General features: G+C 46.9%; 24 protein-coding genes and 2 pseudogenes. 14 read left to right on the top strand and 12 right to left on the bottom strand.

The features are described 5' to 3' along the window. Positions 1-138: 138 nt before the first annotated feature. Positions 139-1,256, bottom strand: a protein-coding gene (locus MJO57_RS25975; protein WP_252026963.1) for an IS3 family transposase whose coding sequence is annotated in 2 segments (ribosomal slippage) — positions 139-1,025 and positions 1,025-1,256 — 1,119 coding nt in all. Because the reading frame shifts where the segments join, the coding sequence is not laid out codon by codon here. 106 nt (positions 1,257-1,362) lie between these two features. Here MJO57_RS25975 and MJO57_RS25970 point away from each other — a divergent pair. Both MJO57_RS25970 and MJO57_RS25965 read left to right on the top strand, forming a co-directional pair. Next, a complete protein-coding gene (locus tag MJO57_RS25970; RefSeq protein ID WP_371924920.1) occupies positions 1,363-1,857 on the top strand; it encodes a transposase in 495 nt (164 codons plus the stop codon). 109 nt (positions 1,858-1,966) lie between these two features. Next, the gene (locus tag MJO57_RS25965; RefSeq protein ID WP_252019899.1) at positions 1,967-2,125 is read left to right on the top strand and encodes a hypothetical protein; all 159 of its coding nucleotides are present in this window, start codon (positions 1,967-1,969) and stop codon (positions 2,123-2,125) included. Between the two features lie 60 nt (positions 2,126-2,185). Here the strand turns inward: MJO57_RS25965 and MJO57_RS25960 are convergent, their stop codons facing one another. Further along, on the bottom strand, positions 2,186-3,463 hold the full coding sequence (locus MJO57_RS25960; RefSeq protein WP_256491761.1) for an IS4 family transposase: 1,278 nt from the start codon (positions 3,461-3,463) through the stop codon (positions 2,186-2,188). Positions 3,464-3,705: 242 nt separating this feature from the next. Between MJO57_RS25960 and MJO57_RS25955 the strand changes: the two genes are divergently transcribed. From MJO57_RS25955 to MJO57_RS25920, 8 genes and pseudogenes are all read left to right on the top strand, one after another. Beyond that, entirely contained in the window at positions 3,706-5,025 is a 1,320-nt protein-coding gene (locus tag MJO57_RS25955) for an IS1634 family transposase (RefSeq protein WP_252018603.1), read from the top strand. Between the two features lie 48 nt (positions 5,026-5,073). Continuing rightward, on the top strand, positions 5,074-5,721 hold the full coding sequence (locus MJO57_RS25950) for a DUF6444 domain-containing protein (RefSeq protein ID WP_252019897.1): 648 nt from the start codon (positions 5,074-5,076) through the stop codon (positions 5,719-5,721). 2 nt (positions 5,722-5,723) lie between these two features. Continuing rightward, positions 5,724-6,587, top strand: a complete 864-nt coding sequence (locus MJO57_RS25945; protein ID WP_252018941.1) for an IS66 family transposase — start codon at positions 5,724-5,726, stop codon at positions 6,585-6,587. Positions 6,588-6,592: 5 nt separating this feature from the next. Next, a pseudogene (locus tag MJO57_RS25940) lies at positions 6,593-6,958 on the top strand (IS1634 family transposase); the annotation flags it as partial. A gap of 23 nt (positions 6,959-6,981) precedes the next feature. After that, entirely contained in the window at positions 6,982-8,511 is a 1,530-nt protein-coding gene (istA, locus tag MJO57_RS25935) for an IS21 family transposase (RefSeq protein WP_252019895.1), read from the top strand. Positions 8,512-8,522: 11 nt separating this feature from the next. After that, positions 8,523-9,272: an IS21-like element helper ATPase IstB gene (istB, locus tag MJO57_RS25930; protein ID WP_252019893.1), complete on the top strand. Its 750-nt coding sequence runs from the start codon at positions 8,523-8,525 to the stop codon at positions 9,270-9,272. Positions 9,273-9,293: 21 nt separating this feature from the next. Next, positions 9,294-9,695 carry a transposase gene (locus MJO57_RS25925; RefSeq protein WP_252019891.1) on the top strand — a complete coding sequence of 134 codons (402 nt, stop codon included), beginning with the start codon at positions 9,294-9,296 and terminating at the stop codon, positions 9,693-9,695. Positions 9,696-9,776: 81 nt separating this feature from the next. Further along, on the top strand, positions 9,777-11,114 hold the full coding sequence (locus MJO57_RS25920) for a transposase (protein WP_252017304.1): 1,338 nt from the start codon (positions 9,777-9,779) through the stop codon (positions 11,112-11,114). Positions 11,115-11,257: 143 nt separating this feature from the next. Here the strand turns inward: MJO57_RS25920 and MJO57_RS25915 are convergent, their stop codons facing one another. Continuing rightward, entirely contained in the window at positions 11,258-12,337 is a 1,080-nt protein-coding gene (locus MJO57_RS25915) for a hypothetical protein (protein ID WP_252019889.1), read from the bottom strand. A 677-nt stretch (positions 12,338-13,014) separates the two neighbouring features. Between MJO57_RS25915 and MJO57_RS25910 the strand changes: the two genes are divergently transcribed. The 3 genes from MJO57_RS25910 (at position 13,015) to MJO57_RS25900 (ending at position 16,491) form a co-directional block, all read left to right on the top strand. After that, positions 13,015-13,341 carry a hypothetical protein gene (locus MJO57_RS25910; RefSeq protein ID WP_252019887.1) on the top strand — a complete coding sequence of 109 codons (327 nt, stop codon included), beginning with the start codon at positions 13,015-13,017 and terminating at the stop codon, positions 13,339-13,341. Positions 13,342-13,638: 297 nt separating this feature from the next. Continuing rightward, on the top strand, positions 13,639-15,153 hold the full coding sequence (locus MJO57_RS25905; RefSeq protein WP_252019886.1) for a hypothetical protein: 1,515 nt from the start codon (positions 13,639-13,641) through the stop codon (positions 15,151-15,153). 339 nt (positions 15,154-15,492) lie between these two features. After that, positions 15,493-16,491 carry a hypothetical protein gene (locus MJO57_RS25900; protein ID WP_252019884.1) on the top strand — a complete coding sequence of 333 codons (999 nt, stop codon included), beginning with the start codon at positions 15,493-15,495 and terminating at the stop codon, positions 16,489-16,491. A 349-nt stretch (positions 16,492-16,840) separates the two neighbouring features. On the opposite strand, the gene MJO57_RS25895 is transcribed toward MJO57_RS25900, so the two are convergent. The 6 genes and pseudogenes from MJO57_RS25895 to MJO57_RS25870 all read right to left on the bottom strand — a co-directional run bounded on the left by MJO57_RS25895 (position 16,841) and on the right by MJO57_RS25870 (position 20,372). Continuing rightward, the gene (locus tag MJO57_RS25895; protein WP_252019882.1) at positions 16,841-17,197 is read right to left on the bottom strand and encodes a hypothetical protein; all 357 of its coding nucleotides are present in this window, start codon (positions 17,195-17,197) and stop codon (positions 16,841-16,843) included. Between the two features lie 272 nt (positions 17,198-17,469). Further along, positions 17,470-17,694 (bottom strand): annotated as a pseudogene (locus MJO57_RS25890) (transposase); the annotation flags it as partial. 28 nt (positions 17,695-17,722) lie between these two features. Beyond that, positions 17,723-18,205, bottom strand: coding sequence for an IS1595 family transposase (locus MJO57_RS25885; protein WP_252026893.1), 483 nt, complete (start codon positions 18,203-18,205; stop codon positions 17,723-17,725). Continuing rightward, positions 18,174-18,662 carry a transposase gene (locus MJO57_RS25880; protein WP_252018121.1) on the bottom strand — a complete coding sequence of 163 codons (489 nt, stop codon included), beginning with the start codon at positions 18,660-18,662 and terminating at the stop codon, positions 18,174-18,176. The genes MJO57_RS25885 and MJO57_RS25880 overlap by 32 nt, the downstream gene beginning before the upstream one ends. Positions 18,663-18,704: 42 nt before the next feature. Beyond that, positions 18,705-19,871 (bottom strand): ISNCY family transposase, encoded by a 1,167-nt coding sequence (locus MJO57_RS25875; protein WP_252019881.1) that lies wholly within the window; start codon positions 19,869-19,871, stop codon positions 18,705-18,707. 246 nt (positions 19,872-20,117) lie between these two features. Then, complete coding sequence (locus MJO57_RS25870; RefSeq protein WP_256493381.1) at positions 20,118-20,372, bottom strand: transposase; 255 nt, start codon at positions 20,370-20,372, stop codon at positions 20,118-20,120. Positions 20,373-20,411: 39 nt separating this feature from the next. On the opposite strand from MJO57_RS25870, the gene MJO57_RS25865 reads away from it, so the two are divergent. After that, positions 20,412-21,368, top strand: coding sequence for an IS1595 family transposase (locus tag MJO57_RS25865; protein ID WP_252017306.1), 957 nt, complete (start codon positions 20,412-20,414; stop codon positions 21,366-21,368). A 251-nt stretch (positions 21,369-21,619) separates the two neighbouring features. On the opposite strand, the gene MJO57_RS25860 is transcribed toward MJO57_RS25865, so the two are convergent. From MJO57_RS25860 to MJO57_RS25850, 3 genes are all read right to left on the bottom strand, one after another. Then, positions 21,620-22,945 carry an IS1182 family transposase gene (locus MJO57_RS25860; RefSeq protein ID WP_252019877.1) on the bottom strand — a complete coding sequence of 442 codons (1,326 nt, stop codon included), beginning with the start codon at positions 22,943-22,945 and terminating at the stop codon, positions 21,620-21,622. Between the two features lie 48 nt (positions 22,946-22,993). Further along, entirely contained in the window at positions 22,994-23,377 is a 384-nt protein-coding gene (locus MJO57_RS25855) for a hypothetical protein (protein ID WP_252019876.1), read from the bottom strand. Between the two features lie 395 nt (positions 23,378-23,772). Continuing rightward, the gene (locus tag MJO57_RS25850; protein WP_252017304.1) at positions 23,773-25,110 is read right to left on the bottom strand and encodes a transposase; all 1,338 of its coding nucleotides are present in this window, start codon (positions 25,108-25,110) and stop codon (positions 23,773-23,775) included. Between the last annotated feature and the right edge of the window lie 24 nt (positions 25,111-25,134).

Raw genomic sequence — 25,134 nt, 5'->3', positions numbered from 1 at the left:
TTTAGATGACCACTTTCGCTGGGTAACCAGAAGGTATTTTCATTAAGGCTCTTTTCGAATTCCGAACTGCTGAACTATCCTTGGTGGATATAATTAGCCATCGCCAGCTGTAGTGGTCAAGTAAAAATGGACACCTGATTAAGCCGCTTTCCTGAGTTCTTGTTGTTCAAAGTCCACAGGGCTCATGTAACCAAGATAAGAGTGAAGTCTGCGGTTGTTGTAGAACAAAATATAATCAACAACTGTCGCCTCAACATCTGCCCTTGTTTCGAAAATATAATGGTCAGTCCTTTCTCGTTTCATACTGCCAAAAAATCGCTCCGTTACCGCATTATCCCAGCAATTTCCCTTACGACTCATACTGCATATCATGCCGTATTCCCTGAGCTGAGCCTGATAGTCCAGCGAGGCGTACTGGCTTCCCTGATCTGAGTGGTGAAGCACTCCCGAACCAGGCTTACGACTCCACCACGCCATTCTCAAGGCTTCCAGCGGCAGCTCTGTGGTCATACGCTTGTCCATTGACCAGCCTACTATCTTCCGGGAATAGAGATCCATAACCACTGCCAGATACAGCCAGCCTTCGCGAGTCCATAGATAAGTGATATCAGTCGTATAGACCCTGTTTGCCTCTGTGACAGCAAACTCCCTGTTCAGAAGATTTTCTGCTACCGGAAGCTTATGCTTGCTATTCGTCGTCACCTTGAATTTTTTTGCATACTTCACAACCAGTCCCAAGCGCTTCATCAGTGTTGCTGCTTGATAGCGGCCAATATTGTAACCCTTGCCTTGCAGGGCTTTTGCCATTCTCCGGCTGCCATATGAGCGATCGGAGTCGATAAAAATTTGTTGTGCATCAGAATCCAGGCGGAACTGCTTGGCCAGAGAGTCCTTCTGATGTTCCTGTTGATTCTGCCAGCGATAAAAGCCACTGCGCCCAACCTGCATTACTTTACAGAGCACCTGCACCGGATAGGCCTCCTTCTCCTGTTGTATAAATGCAAATCTTACAACAGGTCTTTCGCGAAGAAGGCCGTCGCCTTTTTTAATATTTCCTGTTCCATTTTCAACTGGCGGTTTTCAGCTTCCAGCTCTTTTATTCGCTGCTGATCAGGCGTCAAAGCTTGCTGCCCTTTGCCTGGAAAAGACATTTCCTTTTTTTCATCCTGTTCCCGTATCCAGCGTCTCAGGTTGCCATCATTGATACCAAGACTTCTGGCAACCTCTGTTACAGCCTGCTTCTGCTCCACTACCATGGCAATGGCTTTACGCTTGAATTCCGGAGAATAATTTTTACGCTGCTTTGTCACTTTCTACCTCGTCACTAACTGCACTATTGTGCTTAACGAGGTGTCCTAAGTCATTAAACCACTTCAGTATCAGGCGAAGAGCTGGAAAGGGCTGGATACACGTGTCATATATAAGGCTGAAGTGAACCAGATGGGTGATAACCCTCGCTTTGTTGTAACCTCCATCAAGAATGCCTCGGCCCGGTGCATTTATGAGCAGTTCTATTGTCCCAGAGGACAGGATGAAAACTACATCAAACACCTGAAAAATGATCTGTCCTGTGATCGGACATCGGATATGAGCTTTCGGGCGAATGCATTGCGTATGTACTACGCCTGTGCCGCGTACGTTCTGCATTACGAAATGAGAACCACTGTATTGAAGGATACAGAGATGCAGAGGGCTCAGCCTTCAACAGTGATCGCCAAGCTGTTCAAAATTGCCGTTAAGGTGGTGGAGTATAAAGACCGAGTTAAGTTACATCTGCCCAGCAGTAACCCAATGAAAGTGTTGCTACAACGAGTGACGGAAGCTTTTGCTGCCATTCCAGTTCTCAGACCGGGATAACAGACACAGCATTTCGGTTGGGGAGGCGTTTTATTGGATCAGCTGAAGGAGGTTGAGGGTTCGGTGCGCCTGGTGTCAGGTAAATCGTTATGTTTTTTGACATAAAGCCATGGCGGGACGCAATATCAATGCAGAAAAATACGCTGCTACGATTTGGCAGGCCATGTTTGTTCAAAAAAACATCAGCCGTTCGAGTTGTAGCAGCGTTTATGAAACATTCGGGTTAGGCGCTATTGTTGCAATTCTTGAGCATGACCATGTAGGTTGAATAAAACTACGATCCAGAATATAAGGAATGTATTTATAGTACTTAATCTTAAGGTAGACATTAAGCTCCACCCACTGCACAGAAGCCTAATCTTGTACGCCCTGAACAACCATCCCGTGCAGGGTGTTCTCGTTTCGCATTATTTCCCCAGAAGTCCAGTAGCTTTTTAATGCATGAGACCAATGACTTTCCTGCATTCATCAACGATGAAATCACATTACCAAACAGGTGAGTCCCACTTTTCATCACCTTGTGCGTCGAGATTTCCTCAATGCTCCCACTTTCACAGAGGTTCGCCTGTGCAGCATGGGCAAGGTACCTTTTCAACGTCACAACCACAAAGGACATCAGAATCAGGCTAAACACCAGTGTCGCTGATTTGGTGTTAAAACGATGCCACCCTGAATAGGATTTGATCTCTTTGAAAATCAGCTCTATCTGCCACCGTAGACGATAGGCCTGGAGCACATCACTCAAGGTGAACTCCACCCGGTTCAGGTTGGTCACAACGAAAACCCACTTCTGTTTTTTGTCATTCCAGCGGACAACCAAGCGGAATGGCCAGGCTTTGAATCCCGGCCATTCTACATCCAGGTCGAGGCACTGGTCTTTGGGGAAGCCAGACAGTACATCCTTCAGTTTTTGTCCTTTGTAGCGATTGAGATTCTTGCCATCCTCCCGTACCGCGCTGAGTATCGTCGGGTTGATACTCTGAGGTGCCTTGCAGATAAAAGAACCCTCCCTGTCATCAATAGCGGCAAAGAGTTCCAGCTCAAAATAACCGGCATCCATTAGCATCAGGATATAGGCCATGGATGTTGGCAGTGGTGGCAGACAGTCTCTTTCTGAACGGGTATCTTCAGTCAGCTGCACCCGCACCAGGTTGTTGGTGAGAAGATCCATTGTCGTATGAAGCTCGACGGCAGCAGGACTGACCGTTGAGAACCTGCCGGGAAATGCTTCTTTCAGGGCATCATAGACAGCTTGTGACGAACCGTCCTGAATCAGAATGTGCTCAAACTCTGAAAATGGACTGTCTTCATCAAACGCCATGACTTTGCGGGAAAATATTTCCAGACACTGCACCCATAGCCACAGGATAAGAGTAGGCAGCGCGTCCTTTTTAGCTTGATTTGCCCAAGAACGATAAGAGACATTCAGCCCCGTCAACTCGTTAAATTTACGGTGTAGATCCGCCTGGGTATCGCAGTTTCCATCACCAGCGAGGGCATCGATCAGTGAGAGGATAAAATCCAAAGGACGGATATCTCGCTGTCGTATAGTAAAACCAAGCTGTTCCGCCATACTTAGGAGTTCTGACCGGTCGAAACAGGTCAACAGTTTTTTTCAACTAATCTACTATTTGCAGTACTCATCTTGTTCAGCCATTGATAATGGTTTCGAAGCTTTATTGTGGCTGTTCAAGGTGGGTTCTGCCGCCGGAAACGAACCTTTTTTGAGCTTAATGTCTACCCTAAGAGTACTTAATAATTACACACTGTAACCGTCATTCAGCACTCAATCTGAGAATTTCCCTACACCGGCTAAAATGTAAAAAATTCTCAGAATGAACATGTCCAATGCATCCTCATCAGTTCCACATTCAACGTATCGATCATATGGGTTTGGTTGCCGGTATGTGCAAAGAACTCGGTATCTCTAATCATCTGGATTCCCTGGTTCCTAACCAATCTGAACACCGGAATATTTCCTTTGGCGAAACCGTAGTATCAATGCTGCTTAACGGCCTTGGGTTCACTGCCCGCACGCTTCATATGTTCCCGGAGTTTCATGCTGATAAACCGCTGGATAAACTCATCAGGCCCGGTATTAAACCCGAACACATTAACGACAGTGTACTCGGCAGAGCCCTGGATCAGCTTTTTGAACTGGATGTAAGTGAGGTCTATTTATCGCTGGCTGTCAAGGCAGTGAATGTCTTAAAACTGCCGTGCAAGGCTCTGAACCTTGACTCAACAAGCTTGCATGTGGACGGCGTTTATAACAGCGAATCTGACGTCGACGAAGAAGATATGCACTGTATCAAACTCTGTCGTGGATACAGCAGGGATCATCGACCCGAGCTCAACCAGGCAATACTGCTGATGATGACGGAAAATCAGGCCGGTATTCCCGTTTTTATGAAAGCGTCCAGTGGCAACGTAAACGACAATAAAAACTTTAAAAAAGTCATCAGCAGCCATTTGAAATCCTACCGGGAAGCCCTGAATAATCGCTACCTGATTGGTGATGCAGCACTTTATACAACAGATAACGTACAGATACTTCATCAGCAGGGCCAGCAATTTATCACCCGGGTTCCGTCAAAAATCAAAGAAGCCAGAGAACTGATTGACAGTGTCGCTTCTTGTGAAATGACACCAGTGGAGGGTGCTGAGGGCTATGAGAGTCATGAAATGCTGTCAGATCATGCGGGTGTCTCCCAGCGCTGGATTCTGGTCCGCAGCGAGCAGGCTCGAAAGAGCGAACAAAAAACACTGCTGAAAAAAATGCTAAAGAAGTCTGAGAAAGAAGCAGAAGCGCTGACCAGTAAACTGGCCAAAAAAGCCTTCAAGTGTGAAACCGACGCATTGCGTGCGTTCGATGAATGGCAGTCAAAAACTATTTATTGTCAGGCGGAACCTGTCATTACTGAGAAACCCTGCTATACCAAGGTAGGTCGTCCGGAGAAAGGCTCTAAACCGGACAGTATTGAATATTATGTGAGCGGATATCCTTGGGTATCCGTTGACTGTCGCAAAGATGCAGAGTGTTCTCTGGGTTGCTTTGTGCTGGCGACGAATGATCTGGACGACAGTCGGCTGAGTACAGCAGAAGTGCTAAGTACTTACAAATCACGTAACTGTTCAGCACCCCCACATAAATCTGGAATTTTCTGATTTTTATACCATCCTCTTAAGCACCATTTTTCCACAATATTCGCCAGCATGATTCCAGAACTACCCGCAACTATGTCGGCTGAGATTCTCTTGAAAGAGAATGCAGAGCTGCGGATGAGAGTTGCCTGTCTGGAAGAGCGATGTCGAGAATTGGAAGAAAAGGTTGGCAAGAACAGTCAAAACAGCAGCAAGCCGCCATCGTCTGATGGTTATCAAAAACCTTGTAAAAACAGTAATTCTCCAGATCATTCTGACGACCTTTCCGCAGATAAAGGTACCGATCCATCGGATGAAAAACCCAATCCTAAAAGTCTGAGACAGTCTTCTGGTAATAAAGCCGGTGGAAAGAAAGGGCATCAGGGCACTTGTCTTAAACAGGTCGATATCCCTGACTATATTGAGTACCTTCCAGTTAAAGAATGCAATAAATGTCAGGCGTCTCTTCTTGATAGTGAGCCGGTCAAATATATTGAACGACAGGTGTTTGAACCAGGGAGACCGGGTGAATTTGAAGTAACGGCCCATAGAGCTGAAGTAAAAATCTGCACTTGTGGTTGTCGGAATCAGGCTGAATTCCCGGAAGGTGTTACCGCTGCCGCACAATATGGCTCAGCCACACAGGCTATGGCCGTCTATCTTAACCAATACCATTTCCTGCCTTTTAAGCGCGTGTCAGAGTATTTTAATACTCTCTAAAAATGAGTGTAAGTGCAGGCACTGTCGCCAATTTTGTGGCCAGAACCTATGAAAATCTGGCTTCTACTGAAGAGGTTATTCGTGACGCCTTGCGGGAATCGTCTGTTGCCGGAGCCGATGAAACGGGTATGCGGGCCGAGGGCTCTTTGCACTGGCTACACGTTATGCGGGATGAACAATGGACGCTCTACTACTTGTCTGAAAAGCGAGGTCGTGAGGCCATGGACACGATGGGCATACTGCTAACATTTGCAGGCGTTCTGGTTCATGATCATTGGAAATCCTATTTTGCATATGCGGCAACTCACGTACTTTGCAATGCCCATCACCTGAGGGAGCTTTTGGGTGTTGTTGATAGGGACAGCAATCAACTGGCGTTGCGATTGATGAAGCTACTGAGGCTTTCCTGGCATTACTGCAAGGGCTTTAAGACCATAGGTATGCTACAGATGCCAAGTGTTGTCTGTGAACGAATCGAGAAGATTTATGACCGGTTGCTTCAGCGGGCTCTAATGAAAGAAGTCGTCTATATGGAGAAGCAACGAGAGGAGCTTAAGCGCAAGAAAGTCAAGAATACTAAAGCTTACAATCTCTTCAAACGACTCACTGAGTTCAAGGCTGAGACACTGCGCTTCATGTCAGATTTTACCATTCCCTTCGATAACAATGGCAGTGAGCGGGATGTTCGAATGGCCAAGTTAAAGCAGAAAATCTCAGGCTGCTTCAGGAGTGCAGACGGTGGTTCTATGTTTGCACGGATTCGCAGCTATTTGTCGTCTGCCAGAAAACAGGGAATGGACATATATCAATCACTTCATAGAGCTGTTCGGAATTACTGTAATATGCCTTTGCTCAGTGCTGAATAGTTACCAAATCACAACAGTCAGTAGAGCGTGGCTTTCGGTTTTTGAAGAGCCCGGAGTTTCTGGTTTCTTCGCTGTTTTTAAAGAAACCGGAACGAATAGAAGTCTTGCTGATGGTGATGACGCTGTGTCTGTTAGTGTATGCGGCGATTCAGCATCGAATTAGGCATGAGCTAAAACGACAGAGTCGGTTTTTCCCGGACATGAAGCGGAAACCCTGCCAAAACCCGACAGCGCGTTGGGTGTTTTTCTGCTTTCAGGGTATCAACGTGCTATTGGTCGATGGACATGAAAAGCATGTGGTTGGATTACAAGAAAGGCAGTTGACTATTATTTCAATTCTTGGGCGACCGTATCAGGAAATTTATTCCTGATACGGGTGCTGAATGACGGATCAATGCGTAAATTACGGGAGATCTTTCGACTCCGGTTTGAGTGCCAGCTCAGCACCCGGCAAATATCCAGAAGCACTCGCGTCAGTGTCGGGGCGGTTAACAAATACCTTAACCGGTTTGAGGCTGTCGGCTTGTCCTGGCCACTGCCTGAGAGCATGGACGACACGGCTCTGATCAACAAACTGGCTCCAGCACCGGTTACCTGCCCTGAGCAGAATATGGTCGACCCCGACTGGCAGGAGGTTCATAAGGAGCTGAAGTCTAAGGGGATGACCAAGCAGCTGGTGTGGGAGGAGTACTGTGAGGCCTGCCCACACAATGCCTACAGTTACTCTCAGTTCTGTCACCGTTACCGGCAGTGGAATGACAAACAGAAGCGCTCCATGCGCCAGCATCACCGGGCCGGTGAGAAGTTGTTTGTTGATTACGCTGGCCTGACCGTGCCTGTGGTGAACAAGACAACCGGAGAAACCGCGCCCGCACAGATCTTCGTTGCCGTCCTGGGTGCCTCCAATTACACCTTTGCCGAGGCTTCCTGGACCCAGGGCTCTGCCGACTTTATCAGCTCCCAGGTGCGTGCCTTCAAGTTCTTTGGCGGTGTCCCTGAAATGCTGGTGCCGGATAACCTGCGCAGTGCTGTGACCAAAGCCTGCCGATACGACCCGGACATCAACCAAAGCTACCTGCACATGGCTGAACACTTTGGTTGCTCGATTATGCCGGCAAGGCCTTATAAACCCAAGGATAAGGCCAAGGTAGAAGTCGGCGTCCAACTGGTGGAGCGCTGGATCCTGATGCGCCTGCGTCACCACAGGTTCTTCTCCCTGTCAGAGCTGAACTGGGAAATAGGACGCTTGCTGGAAGACCTGAATAACCGGCCATTCCGGCAGCAAAAAGGCTGTCGGCGCAGTCTGTTTGATGAGCTGGACAGACCGGCCCTGATGCCATTACCCAGACAGGCCTTTGAGCACCTGGAGTTCAAGGTGGCCAGGGTCAGCATTGATTACCATATCCGGTTCAGCGACCACTTCTACTCCGTACCACACCAGCTGGTAAAAGAAGAGGTGGAAATCAGGGCCAGTCACCACACGGTCCAGATACTCTACAAAGGCAAACCGGTCACCAGCCACGTACGGCAGTATAACAGCGGTGGCTTTACCACCCGGCCTGAACACATGCCAACCCGGCACCAGAAACAGCAACAGTGGACTCCCGGTCGGCTTAAGAACTGGGCACAGAAAATCGGGCCTGATGTGCTCGGATTTACCCAGCGACTGTTGGATAGCAAGCAACACCCGGAACAGGCTTACCGGGCCTGTCTCGGGCTTCTGAACATGGAGCGGGAATACGGTACGCAGCGTCTGAATGCTGCCTGCCATCGGGCCATTGTCTGTGGCGGACGACGGGTTGCCAATGTGCGTTCCATCTTGCAGTCCGGACTGGACAAGGTTCCGTTAACACCGGCAAAGGAACAGAAAACCCGTGTCACCGTCAGCCACGAGAACATTCCTGGCGCTGACTTCTTCCAATGAGGGGTAAGGCCATGATCAATCAAACCATAACCCGTTTACGTGCCCTCAGACTCAGCGGTATGGCCGATGCCCTGCAGCTTCAGCAGGAGCAGCCGGGCACCTATGAGGGGCTCAGCTTCGAAGAACGACTCGCCCTGCTGGTTGACCAGGAAGATGCCGACCGCAACAACAAGCGGTTGGCACGGTTGCTCAGGGCGGCACGCTTCAAATTGGCGGCCACCCTGGAAGACATTGACTACGAGCAGCCACGGGGCATCACCAAATCGAAAATGGCGACACTGGTCACCTGTGACTGGCTGCGCCGCAAACAGAACCTGCTGCTGACCGGCCCCTGTGGTACGGGTAAAAGCTGGTTGAGCTGTGCCTTCGGGCACGGAGCCTGTCTGCGTGGTTACAGCGTTCACTACTTCCGCACCTCCCGGTTGCTGGAAGCCATGACCTTAGCACACGGCGATGGCAGTTATACGAAACAGCTCAGGCAACTGGCCAGGGTTGACCTGCTGACACTTGATGACTGGGGCCTTGAGCCCCTGAGTCAGAGCCAGCGCAACGACCTGCTGGAAATCATGGATGACCGGCACAACCAGAGTTCAACCATCGTCACCAGCCAGCTGCCGGTGTCGAAATGGCACAGCAGCATAGGCGATGCCACCCTGGCCGATGCGATTCTGGATCGGTTGACCCACAACGCCCACCGGATAGAACTCAAGGGAGAATCCATGAGAAAAACGAAAGCAAAACTGGCGGACCGTGAACACTAAAGCTAGAAATTAAAGGAGGCGATGCTTAAGGGAGTGAAGGTGTTCACGATACACCAGAATGAGCGTTCATGTTCGCCAGAATACGCAGGTCTACAGAAAGCGCTGGCAGGTCTTGCTGTAATTGAACAGGAATTGTTGATGGTTCTGGATAACCCGGTACTGCCTCTTCATAACAACCTCAGCGAAAGCCAGATAAGAGAACACGTCAAACGGCGTAAAATCAGTGGTGGCACCAAAAGTGAGAGCGGCCGACGGAGCAGAGACACCTTTGCAAGCCTCAAGAAAACCTGTCGACAATATGGGCTTTCATTCTGGCACTATTTAACAGATAGGCTTACAGGTAGCGGAACATTCCCGAGATTGGCTCAGAAAATCGAGAGTGCTGCGCAATGGTTGTCGTGTGGATCAAGTACGGCTTTTTGAGTGCATACTATCTTACTCGACTTTAGAGTTTTAAGAGCACAATAGTTCCGGCGCATAATCTGCTAAAAGCAACCATCCCCAATGACGAAATTCGAGATGGTTGCCATGCTCACTTCAGATCATCAAGTAATCCTCAGGGAGCTCGCTTCATATACAACCTTTCTTGCTGGAGCGCTATCATCAACTGCAGTACCAACGTTCTGCGAACTGCTGTTCGGTTGCATGCTTTCAGCCGACGGCTTTGTTACACAGGCGTTGTTAACAATTGATTTTCATTGTGTGTGGAGCAGCTACCACCACTGGCTATCTCAGGGCAAGTGGCAATGGAAGAACTTGGCACGCCACTTGATCCGTCTGGTCTGCTCCAAAGCTCCTGAGAATCAACCTGTGGTCCTGGGGCTTGATGACTGGGTAATCGAACGGTTTTCCGACAAAGCCCCTGCTTGTCGTACACATCATCAACACAGCAAGAAACGCAATCGGCCGACGTACATCTGGGGGCAGTGTTGGGTTTCCCTGGCCATCATATTTGAGCGGGCTGCAGATGAAGTATTTACCGCCATACCGGTGATCTCATTTCCGACACCAGCTTCAGGTAACACCAGCAAACTGAAAATTGCCGTGGCCATGCTCAGGGTGGTACGCAATGAAGTGAAGGATCGAGTGCTACGCCTGCTAACCGATTGCTGGTATATGAACTGGACACTGATAAAGCCAGCTCTGGAAATGAACATAGAAGTTGTTGGTCAGATACCTTCAAATCGGGCCCTCTATGCTTTGCCGCCAGCACCCACCGTAAAGAAGCGAGGGCGCCCAAAAAAGTACGGCATCAAGATGACGACAGAACAGGTTAAGAAACTGCCGGAAGAAAAAGCAACAGTATGGATGTACGGCAAATTTCGCAAAATACGTTATCGTACCCTGATCTGTCGCGCCAGATTCCTTAAAGGTCGTGAAGTACGCGTCGTCTGGAGTCGCTTTGAAAATGACAAAGGTCTGACCGAAAGCAGAATATTCATCTCGACCAATCCGGAACTTGAGGGACTGGAGGTGCTTCGTGCCTATTCCCGGAGATGGCCGGTAGAGCCAATGTTTCACCAACTCAAACATGCTTTTGGCTGTTGCCATTTATGGCAGCAGAAATTGCGAACACTGCTTCGATGGATGCATTTGAAAATGGCAGGCTATGCATTATTGCAGTTATTAACCGTTTGTAAAAATCAGGCATGTCTGAATATTTCTCGGATACCCTGGAGAAGCCCGGATACAACCACTGCAGGCATGATGAAAATTGCTCTTTCAGGAATTATTCCGAGGTTCTCTATTCGCAAGGGCTGGAACAGATATAAGCAAAAATATGAGTTCAATTTTCGCGATCTGATCGACCAGTTAATACCGGATAATTCAGAAGCAGCATAACTAAAGGCTTTTAGGCAAAAAACGGAAGTAATAACGAACTTGGAAAAACAGTTCACTGATTTCGGCTTGCTTCACTATAAAAAGCTGACCGAATTATCGTTTTATACAGACTCTAAAGTCGAGCTATCTTACTTACCCTTCGATTACTGACTGCTCGTCAATTTGCAACGTGCGGTGGGAGCACTATCTAAATTGTTATTGGAACTCTGGCTGGAACTCTGGATTGCTTCAACGAGATTAGAAGTCAGTGTTAATTCACCTGGGTTTCCAGCGGAACTGACTGACTGGAAATACTCCTCTCTTGCGATTTTAGCTTGCTTTGCAGCTTCTTCCTTGTTGGAGGTTTGTTTTTTGGTACGATTGTAAATTTTTGAATAGATTCTTTGACCATCTGCGTAGGCAGGATCACTATGGTAGCGCTTCCTTTGGTGCTCCCTTTTACAAGCCCTTTCGCGCTCTACGTAAGTGGGATCTTTGCGAAGCTCCCTGTTACGCTCCCTGTTACGCTCCCTTTCGCGCTCTGCGAAAGCGGGATCTTTACGACGCTCCCTGTTACGCTCCCTTTGGCGCTCCCTTTGGCGCTCCCTTTTGCGCTCGATTTGCGAGGTGCTACTTTCAGCAGTCTCTTCAACTCTTACGCTGGTCAGATTACTTGATGGATCGATTTCACAGCCTGCTGGAATATTGTACTGCTGAAGTCCCACACTAATTACTTGAGGTCTGACAATTGCAACCGCCGCCGCTGGTCTGGTAAAACTATCAATACGATCTCGAAGAGAAGTTTCAACCGATTGATGAAGATTGTTATCGACAAGGGATGGACTTTGCGAGGTTGATTGCTCTATGCCTAAAATAGACTGAATGGAAAAAGATTCATTATCAGGAATATAGGTGGGGATTTGATCGCAATTAACTGGTTCTCTCCTGACAGATAAGTTAAATGGTTGATCATCTTCAGGATGGTTATGAACAATTACTGTCGACCTTTTTTCAAGCGCAGGGTTATTAAAAGGGCCATGAAAAGGCACCGTTTGCTGTTGAAGGACGTTCTTATTCCTACGCATGGCACAAAGAATATTAGCTACTTCTATGACGTCACGGGATGACTTCTGACATAAGGTGACAGATTTAGACAGGTTAGCATCCTGAAGGTTGGCATCTTGGAAATAAGAGACGTGATTAATAGCCGCATTAAAATAAGTGGAATGGGGTAGTCTATCCATTCAATTATTAACTCTAAAGTTATTGAGACTCGTCAATTGACCACCCTTTTTTATAAAAGTTTCTCCTGATGCTCAAGGTCATGCTGAAGATGCACTCATTGTCTGTGATTCTCACCCGAAATCCAATCCCTGGCACTGCTTCCTGCTCTGGTGACCGTTGATGAAAGCTGAAGGCTGCGGGTAAACTCACTACTTCTATCTGGATATCGGCATAGAGAGCGTTTGAAGTGATCATCGACTAATTGATGTATTGTTTGCTTGCTTAACTGCTCTTCCTTTTTATGTATTTCTTGAGTAGTCAACAGAGCTCCCTTGTATTGAATGCGACTCCCAACGGTATAGATAACTTCGATGTTGGACCGTTGTATTTTCGGGTGCTCAGGGCCAGGATTTTGTTGGGCAACAGATCGTGGAAAACCAGACTGAAGCCTTTGTCTCATTGGGTTGGAACATTTTTTACAGTGAGTTGAGTAATATTGTAGATTTGGGTGTGAAACTTGCCAATAGTGGTAGTTTGCCTGTGCACTAACCTGTGGATCACATCGAACCCTGGCAAGGTCAAACCTACTGCAATCAATGCTTCTATGAATTGTATAATCAGGTGCAGGGTTTTCTTTATAATTCGGGAACATTGATATCTCCAGCAGGCACACTAGCTGCCCATTTAGACTGGTGGATTGGCAAAAAGTTCCCTGTTTTATCGAGAATTTCAATATCTTGAAAAACTCTATCATGCAAAAGACGGCAAAGTCCCTTCCGATACTCGAATGAGAGAGGTTATTGATCCGGTTAAGCCCATTGGGTTGAAGTCGCCGTTTAAAGAACTGTTTTCTGTCGTTCAGTGCAATGGTGCTCTGCAGGGTTATGCATTCAACTGCAGCAAGTTGAAAAATTGTTGTCTGCTTCCTATTGATGGCACTGGTCTCTTTTATTCGGGAACCTGCCGTTGTGATGACTGCTGCATTAAAAATGAGGACAAAAAAATGAAACGTTTAATACCCTGAAAAAACTTGAGCACAATTGCGGTCATGGTGAAAAGCTTCTGGCTACTAATTCCACCTACCTCACTTTTCTGGCACTCCTGGTTGATCAGATACAGGAACTGGCTTGTCCAAAATTTCAACAGGCTATTTATTATAAAAATGATCTGGCGTTCTCAACAAAACCAATAGAAGGGTCAGAAAACCTAACAACATTGTCAGTTTACTGTTTGATCGTCAATGTTAATCTTTCGTGCTGTCTGAAAATGACTTGAAATCAAGAGAAATCACAACACTCGATACTATAAAGGAATTAAATTAGTGGAAACAATTAATCAAGTATTCGCTATGCAAGATCAGACAGCGATCTCTTCATGCACTCACCAGCGACCATCCCAGCAACCTTCCCAGCAACCATCAGTGGTTCAACATGAGGGAAGACCAGTAACCAAGTCATTGAACCAGGATTTAATGGTAAATGGCCAGTATCCCGCTGATTATTCCAATAAACCAGGCTCCCGAAATGATGATGGCAGCTTTCGGGAGGTTGCCTTGCTAACCGATCCCGGAAATATTTTTAGGGGAGACGCTGGCGCCACACCCGCTCTTAGGGCAGACAATAAGCATTCTCTCGCTGATTCCAAGAGCTGCAGAGACTTTCATGGACAATACAGCCGCAATGTTCAGCTTGCTTTGTGGGTGCATGGATACATGACATTGCCCAAATGGAAGTCTTTACCAGCCCTGAAAGCCTTGCCAAATAATGAAAATCCCTTAATGTCCACCCTTAGTACACCCGCTACCTCTGCAACACCAGACACATCGCATGAACCTGCGAGCCAGCTTGGCTATTCACAGTACCGGATCAGTGAATCGGAGAAAACTAGCCCAACCTCCTCACTGGCGCCTTTGATGATTCAACCGGAAAATCCCAATCATCTGGTAAAAAGAGATAATTGGGTTCAATATGGTAATCCCAATACGTTTAACGCAGGATTTAGAGCATTCGTTAATATCGCAAAAGAAAGCATTATTCAAAAGGAGCTCACTGTCAAAACACTCATTGAATCGGCAATTGAAGTGCGTGAAAAGATTGAGATTATCAGGAATCATGAAAAAGCACATGAATTTGGACTTCGCCGTTATGATCCAAAATCAATGCAAAATTATCACAAAAAGTATCTACACACCCCTCTGTACTGTAAAGCTTATTCCTGTGGTAATAAACGTGCGGTTGAGCTGGATCATAATGAATATTTTATCAATGAGGCAACAGATGAAGGGAAAGGGTTTATTCGCTTCCTTGCCTTAATCGGGGCATATCCATCTGAAATTGATGAGATTCATCATGGTGTTGTTGTGGGTAATGCAGGCAACGAGAAGGTTTATTTAACCCAGATTTTGACTTCTCCCAGAATCTGCAAATATGAGGTGGAATCTTTTTTTGGTCGATTCGATGACAATTATGTTGGCAATGAAAAGCGCTCTGCTCTACTTGTCCATACGGATCCTCATCAACTGGATCGGGGGTTAAGGCATGTTCAGGGTTTGATTGAACAGGCTATGGCTGGTGACCTTTCCGTAATCCCCCGCATACACTGGTGGTATGTGCATCTGGCACCTACGGTCAGAGGACCTGGTGGCACTGTGGAAATGATCATTCATGCACTGTGTGCCGCCAATGGGTACTATTTACCCGGTTGGACAAACGATATAGCGCCTTCCATTGAGATACTGGTGGAACCGGATGAAGACGCTTTTTGCCAAAATTATCATAAACTATTTGAAGCGCATCAGGATGCGTTACAAATGCTGTTTACTAAAAAGAAGGAATAGTTGAATTCCTTCTCTGTATGCAGCCATTGGTTAAGATAAATGGCTGCTGGCGACAATTCATGGAGATTGCGACTGGATCCGGCAGGATACATTCAAACTTATTTAATGGATCTGATACCGAAACAGCCATGAGCAGTTCGTCCAAAGCACGAACAGGCCACATAGCCTGTGTTTACTGTACTTTCATAATAAATCAACAAGGAGGTGGGCATGAACGTCGCTCAATTCTTATTTCTACCGGAGACAGATTACAGTCACGCTCTGAATAAGACCGGGTATCCGGAAATTTCTACATTTATAGGCAAGCATGTTCGGGCAGTCAATTCAGCCAGGATCAATGTGCCTGATGACCCGTATGAAAATATCCAATGGTTGGATATACTCCGCCATCAGGCAGAGTGTACCCTTCAGTTTCAGGGACAGTATAAGAGCGGTAGTATACAAGACATTCCATATCTGGAATTCAGATCCTTTCCTAACCGGCTTTACCCATTCGATGAATCCATTCAAAGAGCATTTGAAGTTAAAAAAGGTCAGAGTCATCCACGAAAGGCCTGTGCATTATGCAATAACGATCCCAGGCTGCTGAACACCCACTTCAGTGGCATTACCATCATCTCTAATTTCAGACCTTACAGTTCCGAATGCTGGCTGATCAAACCGACAGATCACCTGGATCAAAGTAAAATATTTAAAAAAAGTTCAGACCTCCTGGATTTGGCAAAAGGCATGGGATCGGCCTTCACGTTTGCCCATAGTGGCTACAGGGGAAATTCACAGAAGCACCTCCATATCCACGCAATGAGAGAGAGTTTGCCCCTTCGGAAAGCTCTGGACGATGGAAAACTATCTTGCGATGCGGATCTGCCGGTCATTCAGCAGGGTAAAACCACAGTCCGCTGGATGGCAGGTGATCGGGCCAATAACACGGCACATTTTTCAGGAATACATATCACAGGTAAGAATCACGCTGAATTTGAGCACGTTTTTAATAAGACTCTGAAATACCTGAGCAACAGCGATGTCTGCGAAGAAGGCGGCTACAACCTGGCCTATTGGGTAGACGATAATAACTGTCTGCAGGCCTTCATTTTTCCCAGAAATAAACACGCTAATGTCAATCCTCAATATGTGCCTGAAAAGCAGGGCTACGGCGTTCTTGAAATGTGTGGATTGTTGATCATGGCTCCGGTGAATGCCCAAAAAGTTGGTGCCCCCGCAGCAAAGGAACTTATCTTGATGCGGGAAAGGCCCTACGAGGATTTTGTGGCCAGGGCCAGAGCAGAGCTTACCCGGCTTACCCCGGAGCAATGGCAAGAATTGGCCAATAAGTTCTGAAGCACTGGGAATGCCCTACACCAGTTGTTCCGCGATGTTCAATGAACAAACGTGGTACAGTGGAGCAACTGGCGACAGCCCATCAGGAGCTGGAGCGGGACGACAAACCAAGCGGTACGGATGCTGATAATAATTCAGCTTTTTTTACATTAGCGGCTAGCTCTCCTTTTTTCCTCGCGACTTCTTCACTAAAGCCTTTTGGCTCTATTTTGATTACGAACTGCTCTACAGTGAAAACTGACTGTAGGTCACGAAAAACAAGGATTGGGCAACATTACCGGACAATATGCTGACAACCTTTGTAGATAAAGGGCTTCAGCAATGTTCAACCCAGTAGCAGTCTGAAATCCTACAAGAGCCAGCCTTTTTTTAGGGCAGCTCTATAGGCGTTTGATCTTGTATTCGTTATGAGTTTGCCCAGCTTGCGTTTATCGGATGCTTCGTATTTGGCTCTAACCTGCTTGCCTTTATCGGATGTCACGTATCTGGCTCTGGCCTCCTTGCCTGGACCGGATGCTTCGTATTTGGCTCTAACCTTCTTGCCTTTATCGGATCTCACGTATCTGGCTTTGGCCGCCTTGCCTTTAACGGATGCCTGGTATTTGGCTTTGGCCTTCTTGCCTTTATCGGATGCCAGGTATCTGGCTCTGGCCAGCTTGCGTTTATCAGATGCTTCGTATTTGGCTCTGTCCTCTTTGTCAGACATCAGACAAGCGTCTTTGTGATTGGTAACCCGAGATGAATTCGTGGCTAGGAGGCTGTCCGAGAACTAGCTAGTTCTCGTCCAAAAACGCATCAGGCAATCATAATTAGATTGTACGTGCGTTTTGATATTTCCTGAAATTCCAGAGAGCCGCAAAAACTCTTCCCTTTTTTTCTCTAATCTGGGACGGATATTGGAGAAAAACGCGAAAAGCAGGCAGAAAACATCCTCCCACCATGCTGGAAAGGTACTTTCATGTAGCGTGGAGGTGGCTATCAGGATGGTGCCGGGTGTCTGGCCAGAATCACCAGGTTGTAACAGACCACCGATAACCAGCAATGAGAATCAAAACGCTCAGAACCCTTGCAGTGGCAACGTGATAGCCCAAAACATCTCTTTAGCCACGAAATTCCCGCTTCAATACCTGCCCGGAAGCGAAAGAGCGTTTTATACACATACTGACTTTTAGTCATCTCTTCGACTTCAAGTCCGCGCTTCTTATTAAGGCTCTTTTCCAATTCCAGACTGCTATGTAACCAGCAAGTTGACTAAGGGCTGAAGAAGACTTTTGCCTCTTCGGCCAATATTATGCAAAAACTCAAAAAAGCCAAGGTAAAGGGGTAAAGCCTCTTGGGATATTCCCCTGTGAGGCCTTAGCCACGAGCGTAGAAGTGACCAAAACCCCTCCATAGTATTAACATGCACCTCGTAAATACCGTCTTTGTCATCATCACGAGCATACTCACCTTTGCCGTGACAGACCGTTTTATGTCTGAAGCCCCAGCTTTCAAGGTCATCATAGATGTTGTATTCATCGGTATAAATCTGGCTCTGTGGGGCTACGTGTTTCTTGATAAATGGTTCGATTGTCGCCTTCTTAACGTTCGACAGCATGTTGATAATGACCTGACCTCCCCTTTGAATCATTCCCAATACCGGCGGTTTGTCTTTTTCAAGAGTCCCACGGCCCGGAGCGCCTTTAAGCCTTCTTTTTCTCGGTGGACGATCCAGATTTTTTTAATGCTTCAGGGTGTCCCTTGTGACCAGCTACAATGTAGACCTCGTCGAATTCAACTTCGCCATCAAGAATCACTTCAGGCTTTCGGTCAACAACACCATTTCGTAAGACTGTGGTCATATGGTGTGCATCACTGACACACAGATCAAGTTCCTGAGCTATCTGGCTGTTGGAGACGTTCAGCCCCATTAAATAGAGACAGGCAATCCAGACTTTGAGTGGTCGGTGGTGTCCTGCGAAAACCGTATTTGTCAGGTCATCGAAGTAGCGCTTACAGGACTTACAGTAATAGTGCTGGCACTCTACCTGCACATTGTCGTGTCCATTCTTTTTGACATTCTCAGAATCACAGTGCGGACAGAGAACAGTGCCATCTGGCCAGCGGTTCTCACGGATCATCTCAAAGCAGGTGTCATTACTGATGAGATCTGAGATTCGGCCTATATTCATGGTCAATGCTGGCGATGGCTAATTATATCCACCAAGGATAGTTCAGCAGTTCGGAATTCGAAAAGAGCCCTTATTAAAAGCTACATCGCTGATTCCCATGGCCTTGGCTTTTTCCAAATTAGCGCGACACGCGTATCCGCCGTCACCGCTTGTCTGGCGAGGTACACGACCATAAATTTCTTTTTGTCTTTCCATCATCGGAATGAATTGGTCCGAATCCGCTGGGTTACCTTCCTCAATAACCAGGTCCAGGATCAATCGACTTTTTCCCTGAACCAGGTTCAGTTTATGGCCATACTGTACTTGCCGCCTGTCTTTTACGATGATATCCGTATGGGGTTCATACAGGCTAACCACTTTTTCCTGGGCTGGCACCTTTTCACCCTTAAAGACCCTGCGCTCTGTCTGGGAGACTATTGCATCCACCAGGGGTAACAGGTGATCCACATCGGCCTGCCACTTGTCGGCATCATCAGCCAGGAGACACTGCCCCTGCTGACGGGCGTTTGCTAGCGTGACAGTAGCTTCGATAAGTACCTTCCGGGATTTTCGGGTCAACTGCAGCAGTTTTTTATAATGCTGATGCCGCTCTTCTTTGCCAGCGTAGATGCATTTTCTGGCCGCATCTTTTACGGCTCGGTTGTGATGGGTATATTCATAAAGCGGTGTCGCTGTCAGTGTTTGTCCCCGTTCCAGCAGCCGACAAATTTCTTTAACGGAACTGGCTAAAAGATCACTGTCGCAAGGAGGTTTGATATCCGATTCGGTGACTGTGCTGTCAATAGCCACAGTGCGCCCTTTTTCAATACCCTGATCTTTAGCGGTCATTAGCTGACAGTTATTAATCCGTTCCCATGTAGATGCAGTAAGAAGGCTGATGAGCCCATGCAAACTGGAGCGACTGGGGCGCTGGTTTGGTTCGAGGCGACAAAAGTCTCGAAAGAGCATGGAGTCCATCAAAACAAACGACAAGTAGTCATAATCACAATTCAAATACTGTTTCAGGAGTGCCGCACGAAGAACGGATTCTGCTGATAGTCCGTTCCGCCCAGTGTTCTGTTTATCACCAGAACTTAAGTCCTCATAAATCCAGTCATTGAACTGTGGATGGGCGTCAAGCCATTGCGAGATACCGGAAAGCTGGGAGCAGATTTCATGAGGTACGTAATGGAGTTCCATACTACACTGCGGGTTGCGTTTTTTGCGCATTTGGAGTCCTCTGTTTTTGGCAATCCCTTATGTTTCTTGCTCTTGGGAAGTTTAGTCGCCAGATAGCAGTAGGGCTCCACTTAATTTTTCAGGATAAAATCTACAGTTTTCAATTGGTTGTGTTTTTGGACGAGAACTAGCTATTGAAAAAACGAAAGCTTCAGCATTTTCTTGGCTGATCAAATATTGACCTAAATTTAGCCTGTTTTGGGGTAAAAATTGCGTTTTTTACCCTTTTGCTTGCCTTTATGCTGCCATTTTAAGCCTTTTTGCTTCTTCAAGACGGATTGATCCCGTTGAAACCGATTTGACAATTTTTTTGAAATTATAAGCACTGCAGACCAGTGAAAATTCTCCAGCCACTTTTTCCTTACCCCGGACACTGAACCCTCTGAATCCTGAGTTCTTGATTTGGCCAAAAGGCGGTTCCGCAATCACCTTGCGACGCTCATAAACCGCTTCCTGATTACCACCGACCCTACGTCGTGAGCCAGCTGCTATAATAAACGTCGATAGTCATGTGTTTTGGAGGTAAAACTGATGTGTAAAAACACCATTCAGTTCCAAAAAGGCCTTGGCATTATGCAATTTCTGGCTAATTACGGCAGTGAAGAGCAGTGTGAGAACGCGCTGTCCTCTTGGCGCTGGCCAGATGGCTTCCAATGCCCGAAGTGTGGCTCCCGCAGTTTCTGCAAGCTTCACCGGAAAGCTGAATTCCAGTGCAATTGCTGCCGTTGCCAAACCTCGCTTACCAGTAACACTATCTTTGACTCAACAAAGCTGCCTCTAGCTACCTGGTTTCTGGGTATCTATCTCGTCACCCAGAATAAAGCGGGGATTTCTTGCCTGACGCTTCATCGACAACTTGGCATTTCCTACAATGCCGCATTGCGCATGAAACACAAACTCATGCAGGTCATGATGGAAAGAGATAACAGCTGGCAGTTGAGTGGTTTTGTTCAGATTGATGACGCCTATTGGGGCGGAGAGCGCCACGGAGGCCGCCGGGGCAGAGGCTCAGAGAACAAAGCCCCCTTCGTGGCCGCAGTTCAGACAGATGCTGATAACCACCCTATCTACATGAAGTTCAATGCCGTTGATAACTTCCGGCGAAAAACCATTCAGGAGTGGGCAGAACATGCCCTGAAAAAGGGTGTCCGGGCCGTCAGCGATGGCTTGTCCTGTTTCCGGGGTATTGAAGATGCCGGATGCCAGCACACAGCCATCATTACCGGTGGTGGGCATGCATCCATGGAGAATGAGTTGTTCACCTGGGTAAATACCATGCTGGGAAACGTGAAAACAGCGATTACCGGTACTTACCATAAGCTCGACCCCAAGCATCTGGGCCGTTATCTATCAGAGTTCAACTATCGGTTTAACCGGCGTTTTGATATGCCTTCAATGATCTCAAGGCTAGGTCGGGCTGCAGTCAATACAGCACCGATGCCGGATCGACTTCTCAAACTGCCAGACGTCCAGTGGAAACCGGGTTAGCCATCAACCGATAATTGAAAGTCAGTTGACGTATTAATATCATTATTTCGAATGATGATGTGGGTCTTTGCTTGTTCGGAGCGGTTATGAAACCGAATTTAGTTGATAATCTGGAGAACAAGCCGTCATGATGCCTGCTCCACCGGTAATACTGGAGAGGTTCTATTATTTCTTTACCGGGTTATAGACATAAAGAATGAAAAGCTGCACGTATATTCTTAAATTATCTTTCCCTGTGTCATGACGTACGATCAGTGGTAATCAGGAACCGCTTTGGCCTCTTTGGTTTCCATTTTGCGGTTCATCGCCTGGCGTATGGCTTCGTGGCGGTCTGTGCGAATCACTTTCCCCGGGTCTTTGTTGTCACCACTGCACCTTTTACGTAACGGGCAATCCCGGCAGATATCTTTACTGACGCGGTAGCTTTTGTGTTTTGCTTTGCTAGCCGTGTTATAAATCAGCTTCTCACCGGCAGGGCAGGTAAAGCTGTCGTCTGCTTCATGGTAAATAAAATCCGCTTTGACAAACTTTCTGTCAGAGTCTTCCAGTCCCTCTGTTGCAGGCTTCTCCTGTCGATCCGTAGCCATGTAAGCGTCAATGTTCGCATCATCAAACGCTTGCAGGTTGGGCCCTGAGTAATAGCCATTATCCTCACTCATTTTGCCAATGGACGCGTTATCTGTTGCTTCTGCAATGGCTTCAAGTGCAGGCTTTACTTCCTGCTTGTCATTGGCATGCTGGCTGATGTGCTGGCCAACAATGATACCATTATCGCTGTCGACGCTGATCTGGGCGTTATAACTGTACTGATAGCCACTGCCTTTTTTACCCATGATCCTGGCATCATGATCAGCAAAGCTGATTTGCTTTTTGTCGTCTATCGGCTTATCGGGATTCAGGGCCTGTTCCCGTTCTTCAAGCGCTTTTTTGGCCTCCTGGATTTTCTCTAACCGTTCCTGCTTGAATTGCAAGTCTTCAGGAATGCTGTAGCCAGTCTCCTGCTGATAAGCATCGTCCTCTTCACTGTCACTGGTTTCGGCTTTTTTAATCAGGGCCTCAACTTCAGCCATTAATTCAGCTTCTTTGGCCTTAAGTCGTGCGTAGCTCATGGCCTTATGCTTTGATGAGTCGGCTTTGAATTTGGAACCATCAAGAGCGATGTGGCCCAGCGAGGCCATCTGTAGTTCCCGGGCGAGCAGCACGCTCTGTTTGAAACTGCTTTTAAAAAAGGTGGCCTGGTTTTTACGAAAGTCACTGAGCACCCGGAAATTTGGGCAGTGCTGTTTGGCGATATACATGAAAGCCAAGTCCTGATTGCAGCGCCGTTCAATCTCCCTGGAGCTGAACACACCATGGCTATAGGCATAGATCAGGATCGATATAATCAGTCGTGGGTGGTAGGCATTCTGGCCAAGATGGTGATACTGCTTTTCCACTTCAGAGGTGTCGATATGCTTGAAGATATCTTCAAAAACGAAGCAATCATGATCTGGTGGCAGCAGGTCGAAGATGTTCGATGGGAACATCAGGTGCTGGTCAAAATCAGCAGGGTTATCTTTGAATTTGATTGATGACATCCGTTTCGGCAACAACAAAGTGGGCAGAAGATGCCTGATTATACTTAATCAGGCTATTCTCGGACAGCCTCCTAGTTGAGACTTAATAATCGCCACAGATGCTCTTGGCCCGGAAACAGGATCAATACAATCCTGATTAGAAATTTCCAAAGATAGATGAAGATTGTTATCAAAAACTGATGAGTTGTGTAAGGTTGATTGCCCTACACCTGACGTCTCGTTTTGATCATGCTGTTGAGAAAATATAACCCTGACGGGTACTTTTTTAAAACGGGAGTCGGTGAATGGGTTATAAAAGCTTTGATCAAAAAAGGATGAGTAATTAACATAGTTGCTTGGCACAGCTACTTCAATTGGCAGCCCAAAAGCTAAACTTCCTGGCTGCAACCTGCCATTTAAATTTGACCTGTTACTTGAAGCAAGAGCTTCCAACGGATCCTGAAACCCTGAAATCAAGTACTGAGGGAAAATATATGGATCAGACATTGAATTATTGAGTTATTGAATCCTAGCATAGGACCACTATACTTTATTAAAGTTCATCAACTCATTCAATATTTATGGCAACCAAGCATAATAACCTCGACTTTAGAGTCTGTATAAAACGATAATTCGGTCAGCTTTTTATAGTGAAGCAAGCCGAAATCAGTGAACTGTTTTTCCAAGTTCGTTATTACTTCCGTTTTTTGCCTAAAAGCCTTTAGCTCGACTTTAGAGTCTGTATAAAACGATAATTCGGTCAGCTTTTTATAGTGAAGCAAGCCGAAATCAGTGAACTGTTTTTCCAAGTTCGTTATTACTTCCGTTTTTTGCCTAAAAGCCTTTAGTTATGCTGCTTCTGAATTATCCGGTATTAACTGGTCGATCAGATCGCGAAAATTGAACTCATATTTTTGCTTATATCTGTTCCAGCCCTTGCGAATAGAGAACCTCGGAATAATTCCTGAAAGAGCAATTTTCATCATGCCTGCAGTGGTTGTATCCGGGCTTCTCCAGGGTATCCGAGAAATATTCAGACATGCCTGATTTTTACAAACGGTTAATAACTGCAATAATGCATAGCCTGCCATTTTCAAATGCATCCATCGAAGCAGTGTTCGCAATTTCTGCTGCCATAAATGGCAACAGCCAAAAGCATGTTTGAGTTGGTGAAACATTGGCTCTACCGGCCATCTCCGGGAATAGGCACGAAGCACCTCCAGTCCCTCAAGTTCCGGATTGGTCGAGATGAATATTCTGCTTTCGGTCAGACCTTTGTCATTTTCAAAGCGACTCCAGACGACGCGTACTTCACGACCTTTAAGGAATCTGGCGCGACAGATCAGGGTACGATAACGTATTTTGCGAAATTTGCCGTACATCCATACTGTTGCTTTTTCTTCCGGCAGTTTCTTAACCTGTTCTGTCGTCATCTTGATGCCGTACTTTTTTGGGCGCCCTCGCTTCTTTACGGTGGGTGCTGGCGGCAAAGCATAGAGGGCCCGATTTGAAGGTATCTGACCAACAACTTCTATGTTCATTTCCAGAGCTGGCTTTATCAGTGTCCAGTTCATATACCAGCAATCGGTTAGCAGGCGTAGCACTCGATCCTTCACTTCATTGCGTACCACCCTGAGCATGGCCACGGCAATTTTCAGTTTGCTGGTGTTACCTGAAGCTGGTGTCGGAAATGAGATCACCGGTATGGCGGTAAATACTTCATCTGCAGCCCGCTCAAATATGATGGCCAGGGAAACCCAACACTGCCCCCAGATGTACGTCGGCCGATTGCGTTTCTTGCTGTGTTGATGATGTGTACGACAAGCAGGGGCTTTGTCGGAAAACCGTTCGATTACCCAGTCATCAAGCCCCAGGACCACAGGTTGATTCTCAGGAGCTTTGGAGCAGACCAGACGGATCAAGTGGCGTGCCAAGTTCTTCCATTGCCACTTGCCCTGAGATAGCCAGTGGTGGTAGCTGCTCCACACACAATGAAAATCAATTGTTAACAACGCCTGTGTAACAAAGCCGTCGGCTGAAAGCATGCAACCGAACAGCAGTTCGCAGAACGTTGGTACTGCAGTTGATGATAGCGCTCCAGCAAGAAAGGTTGTATATGAAGCGAGCTCCCTGAGGATTACTTGATGATCTGAAGTGAGCATGGCAACCATCTCGAATTTCGTCATTGGGGATGGTTGCTTTTAGCAGAT

The sequence above is a fragment of the Endozoicomonas sp. SCSIO W0465 genome, assembly GCF_023716865.1.
Classification (GTDB): Bacteria; Pseudomonadota; Gammaproteobacteria; order Pseudomonadales; family Endozoicomonadaceae; genus Endozoicomonas.
Note: the sequence above shows the minus strand (reverse complement) of the source record. Positions and strands in the feature narration are given on the sequence as shown.

Excerpts from the sequence above, each read along its gene's own strand:
- MJO57_RS25965 (WP_252019899.1), top strand. The coding sequence starts at position 1,967 with ATGGCGGGACGCAATATCAATGCAGAAAAATACGCTGCTACGATTTGG.
- MJO57_RS25955 (WP_252018603.1), top strand. The coding sequence starts at position 3,706 with ATGCATCCTCATCAGTTCCACATTCAACGTATCGATCATATGGGTTTG.
- MJO57_RS25950 (WP_252019897.1), top strand. The coding sequence starts at position 5,074 with ATGATTCCAGAACTACCCGCAACTATGTCGGCTGAGATTCTCTTGAAA.
- MJO57_RS25945 (WP_252018941.1), top strand. The coding sequence starts at position 5,724 with ATGAGTGTAAGTGCAGGCACTGTCGCCAATTTTGTGGCCAGAACCTAT.
- istA (WP_252019895.1), top strand. The coding sequence starts at position 6,982 with ATGCGTAAATTACGGGAGATCTTTCGACTCCGGTTTGAGTGCCAGCTC.
- istB (WP_252019893.1), top strand. The coding sequence starts at position 8,523 with ATGATCAATCAAACCATAACCCGTTTACGTGCCCTCAGACTCAGCGGT.
- MJO57_RS25925 (WP_252019891.1), top strand. The coding sequence starts at position 9,294 with ATGCTTAAGGGAGTGAAGGTGTTCACGATACACCAGAATGAGCGTTCA.
- MJO57_RS25920 (WP_252017304.1), top strand. The coding sequence starts at position 9,777 with ATGACGAAATTCGAGATGGTTGCCATGCTCACTTCAGATCATCAAGTA.
- MJO57_RS25915 (WP_252019889.1), bottom strand. The coding sequence starts at position 12,337 with ATGGATAGACTACCCCATTCCACTTATTTTAATGCGGCTATTAATCAC.
- MJO57_RS25895 (WP_252019882.1), bottom strand. The coding sequence starts at position 17,197 with ATGTCTGACAAAGAGGACAGAGCCAAATACGAAGCATCTGATAAACGC.
- MJO57_RS25880 (WP_252018121.1), bottom strand. The coding sequence starts at position 18,662 with ATGAATATAGGCCGAATCTCAGATCTCATCAGTAATGACACCTGCTTT.
- MJO57_RS25875 (WP_252019881.1), bottom strand. The coding sequence starts at position 19,871 with ATGCGCAAAAAACGCAACCCGCAGTGTAGTATGGAACTCCATTACGTA.
- MJO57_RS25865 (WP_252017306.1), top strand. The coding sequence starts at position 20,412 with ATGTGTAAAAACACCATTCAGTTCCAAAAAGGCCTTGGCATTATGCAA.
- MJO57_RS25860 (WP_252019877.1), bottom strand. The coding sequence starts at position 22,945 with ATGTCATCAATCAAATTCAAAGATAACCCTGCTGATTTTGACCAGCAC.
- MJO57_RS25850 (WP_252017304.1), bottom strand. The coding sequence starts at position 25,110 with ATGACGAAATTCGAGATGGTTGCCATGCTCACTTCAGATCATCAAGTA.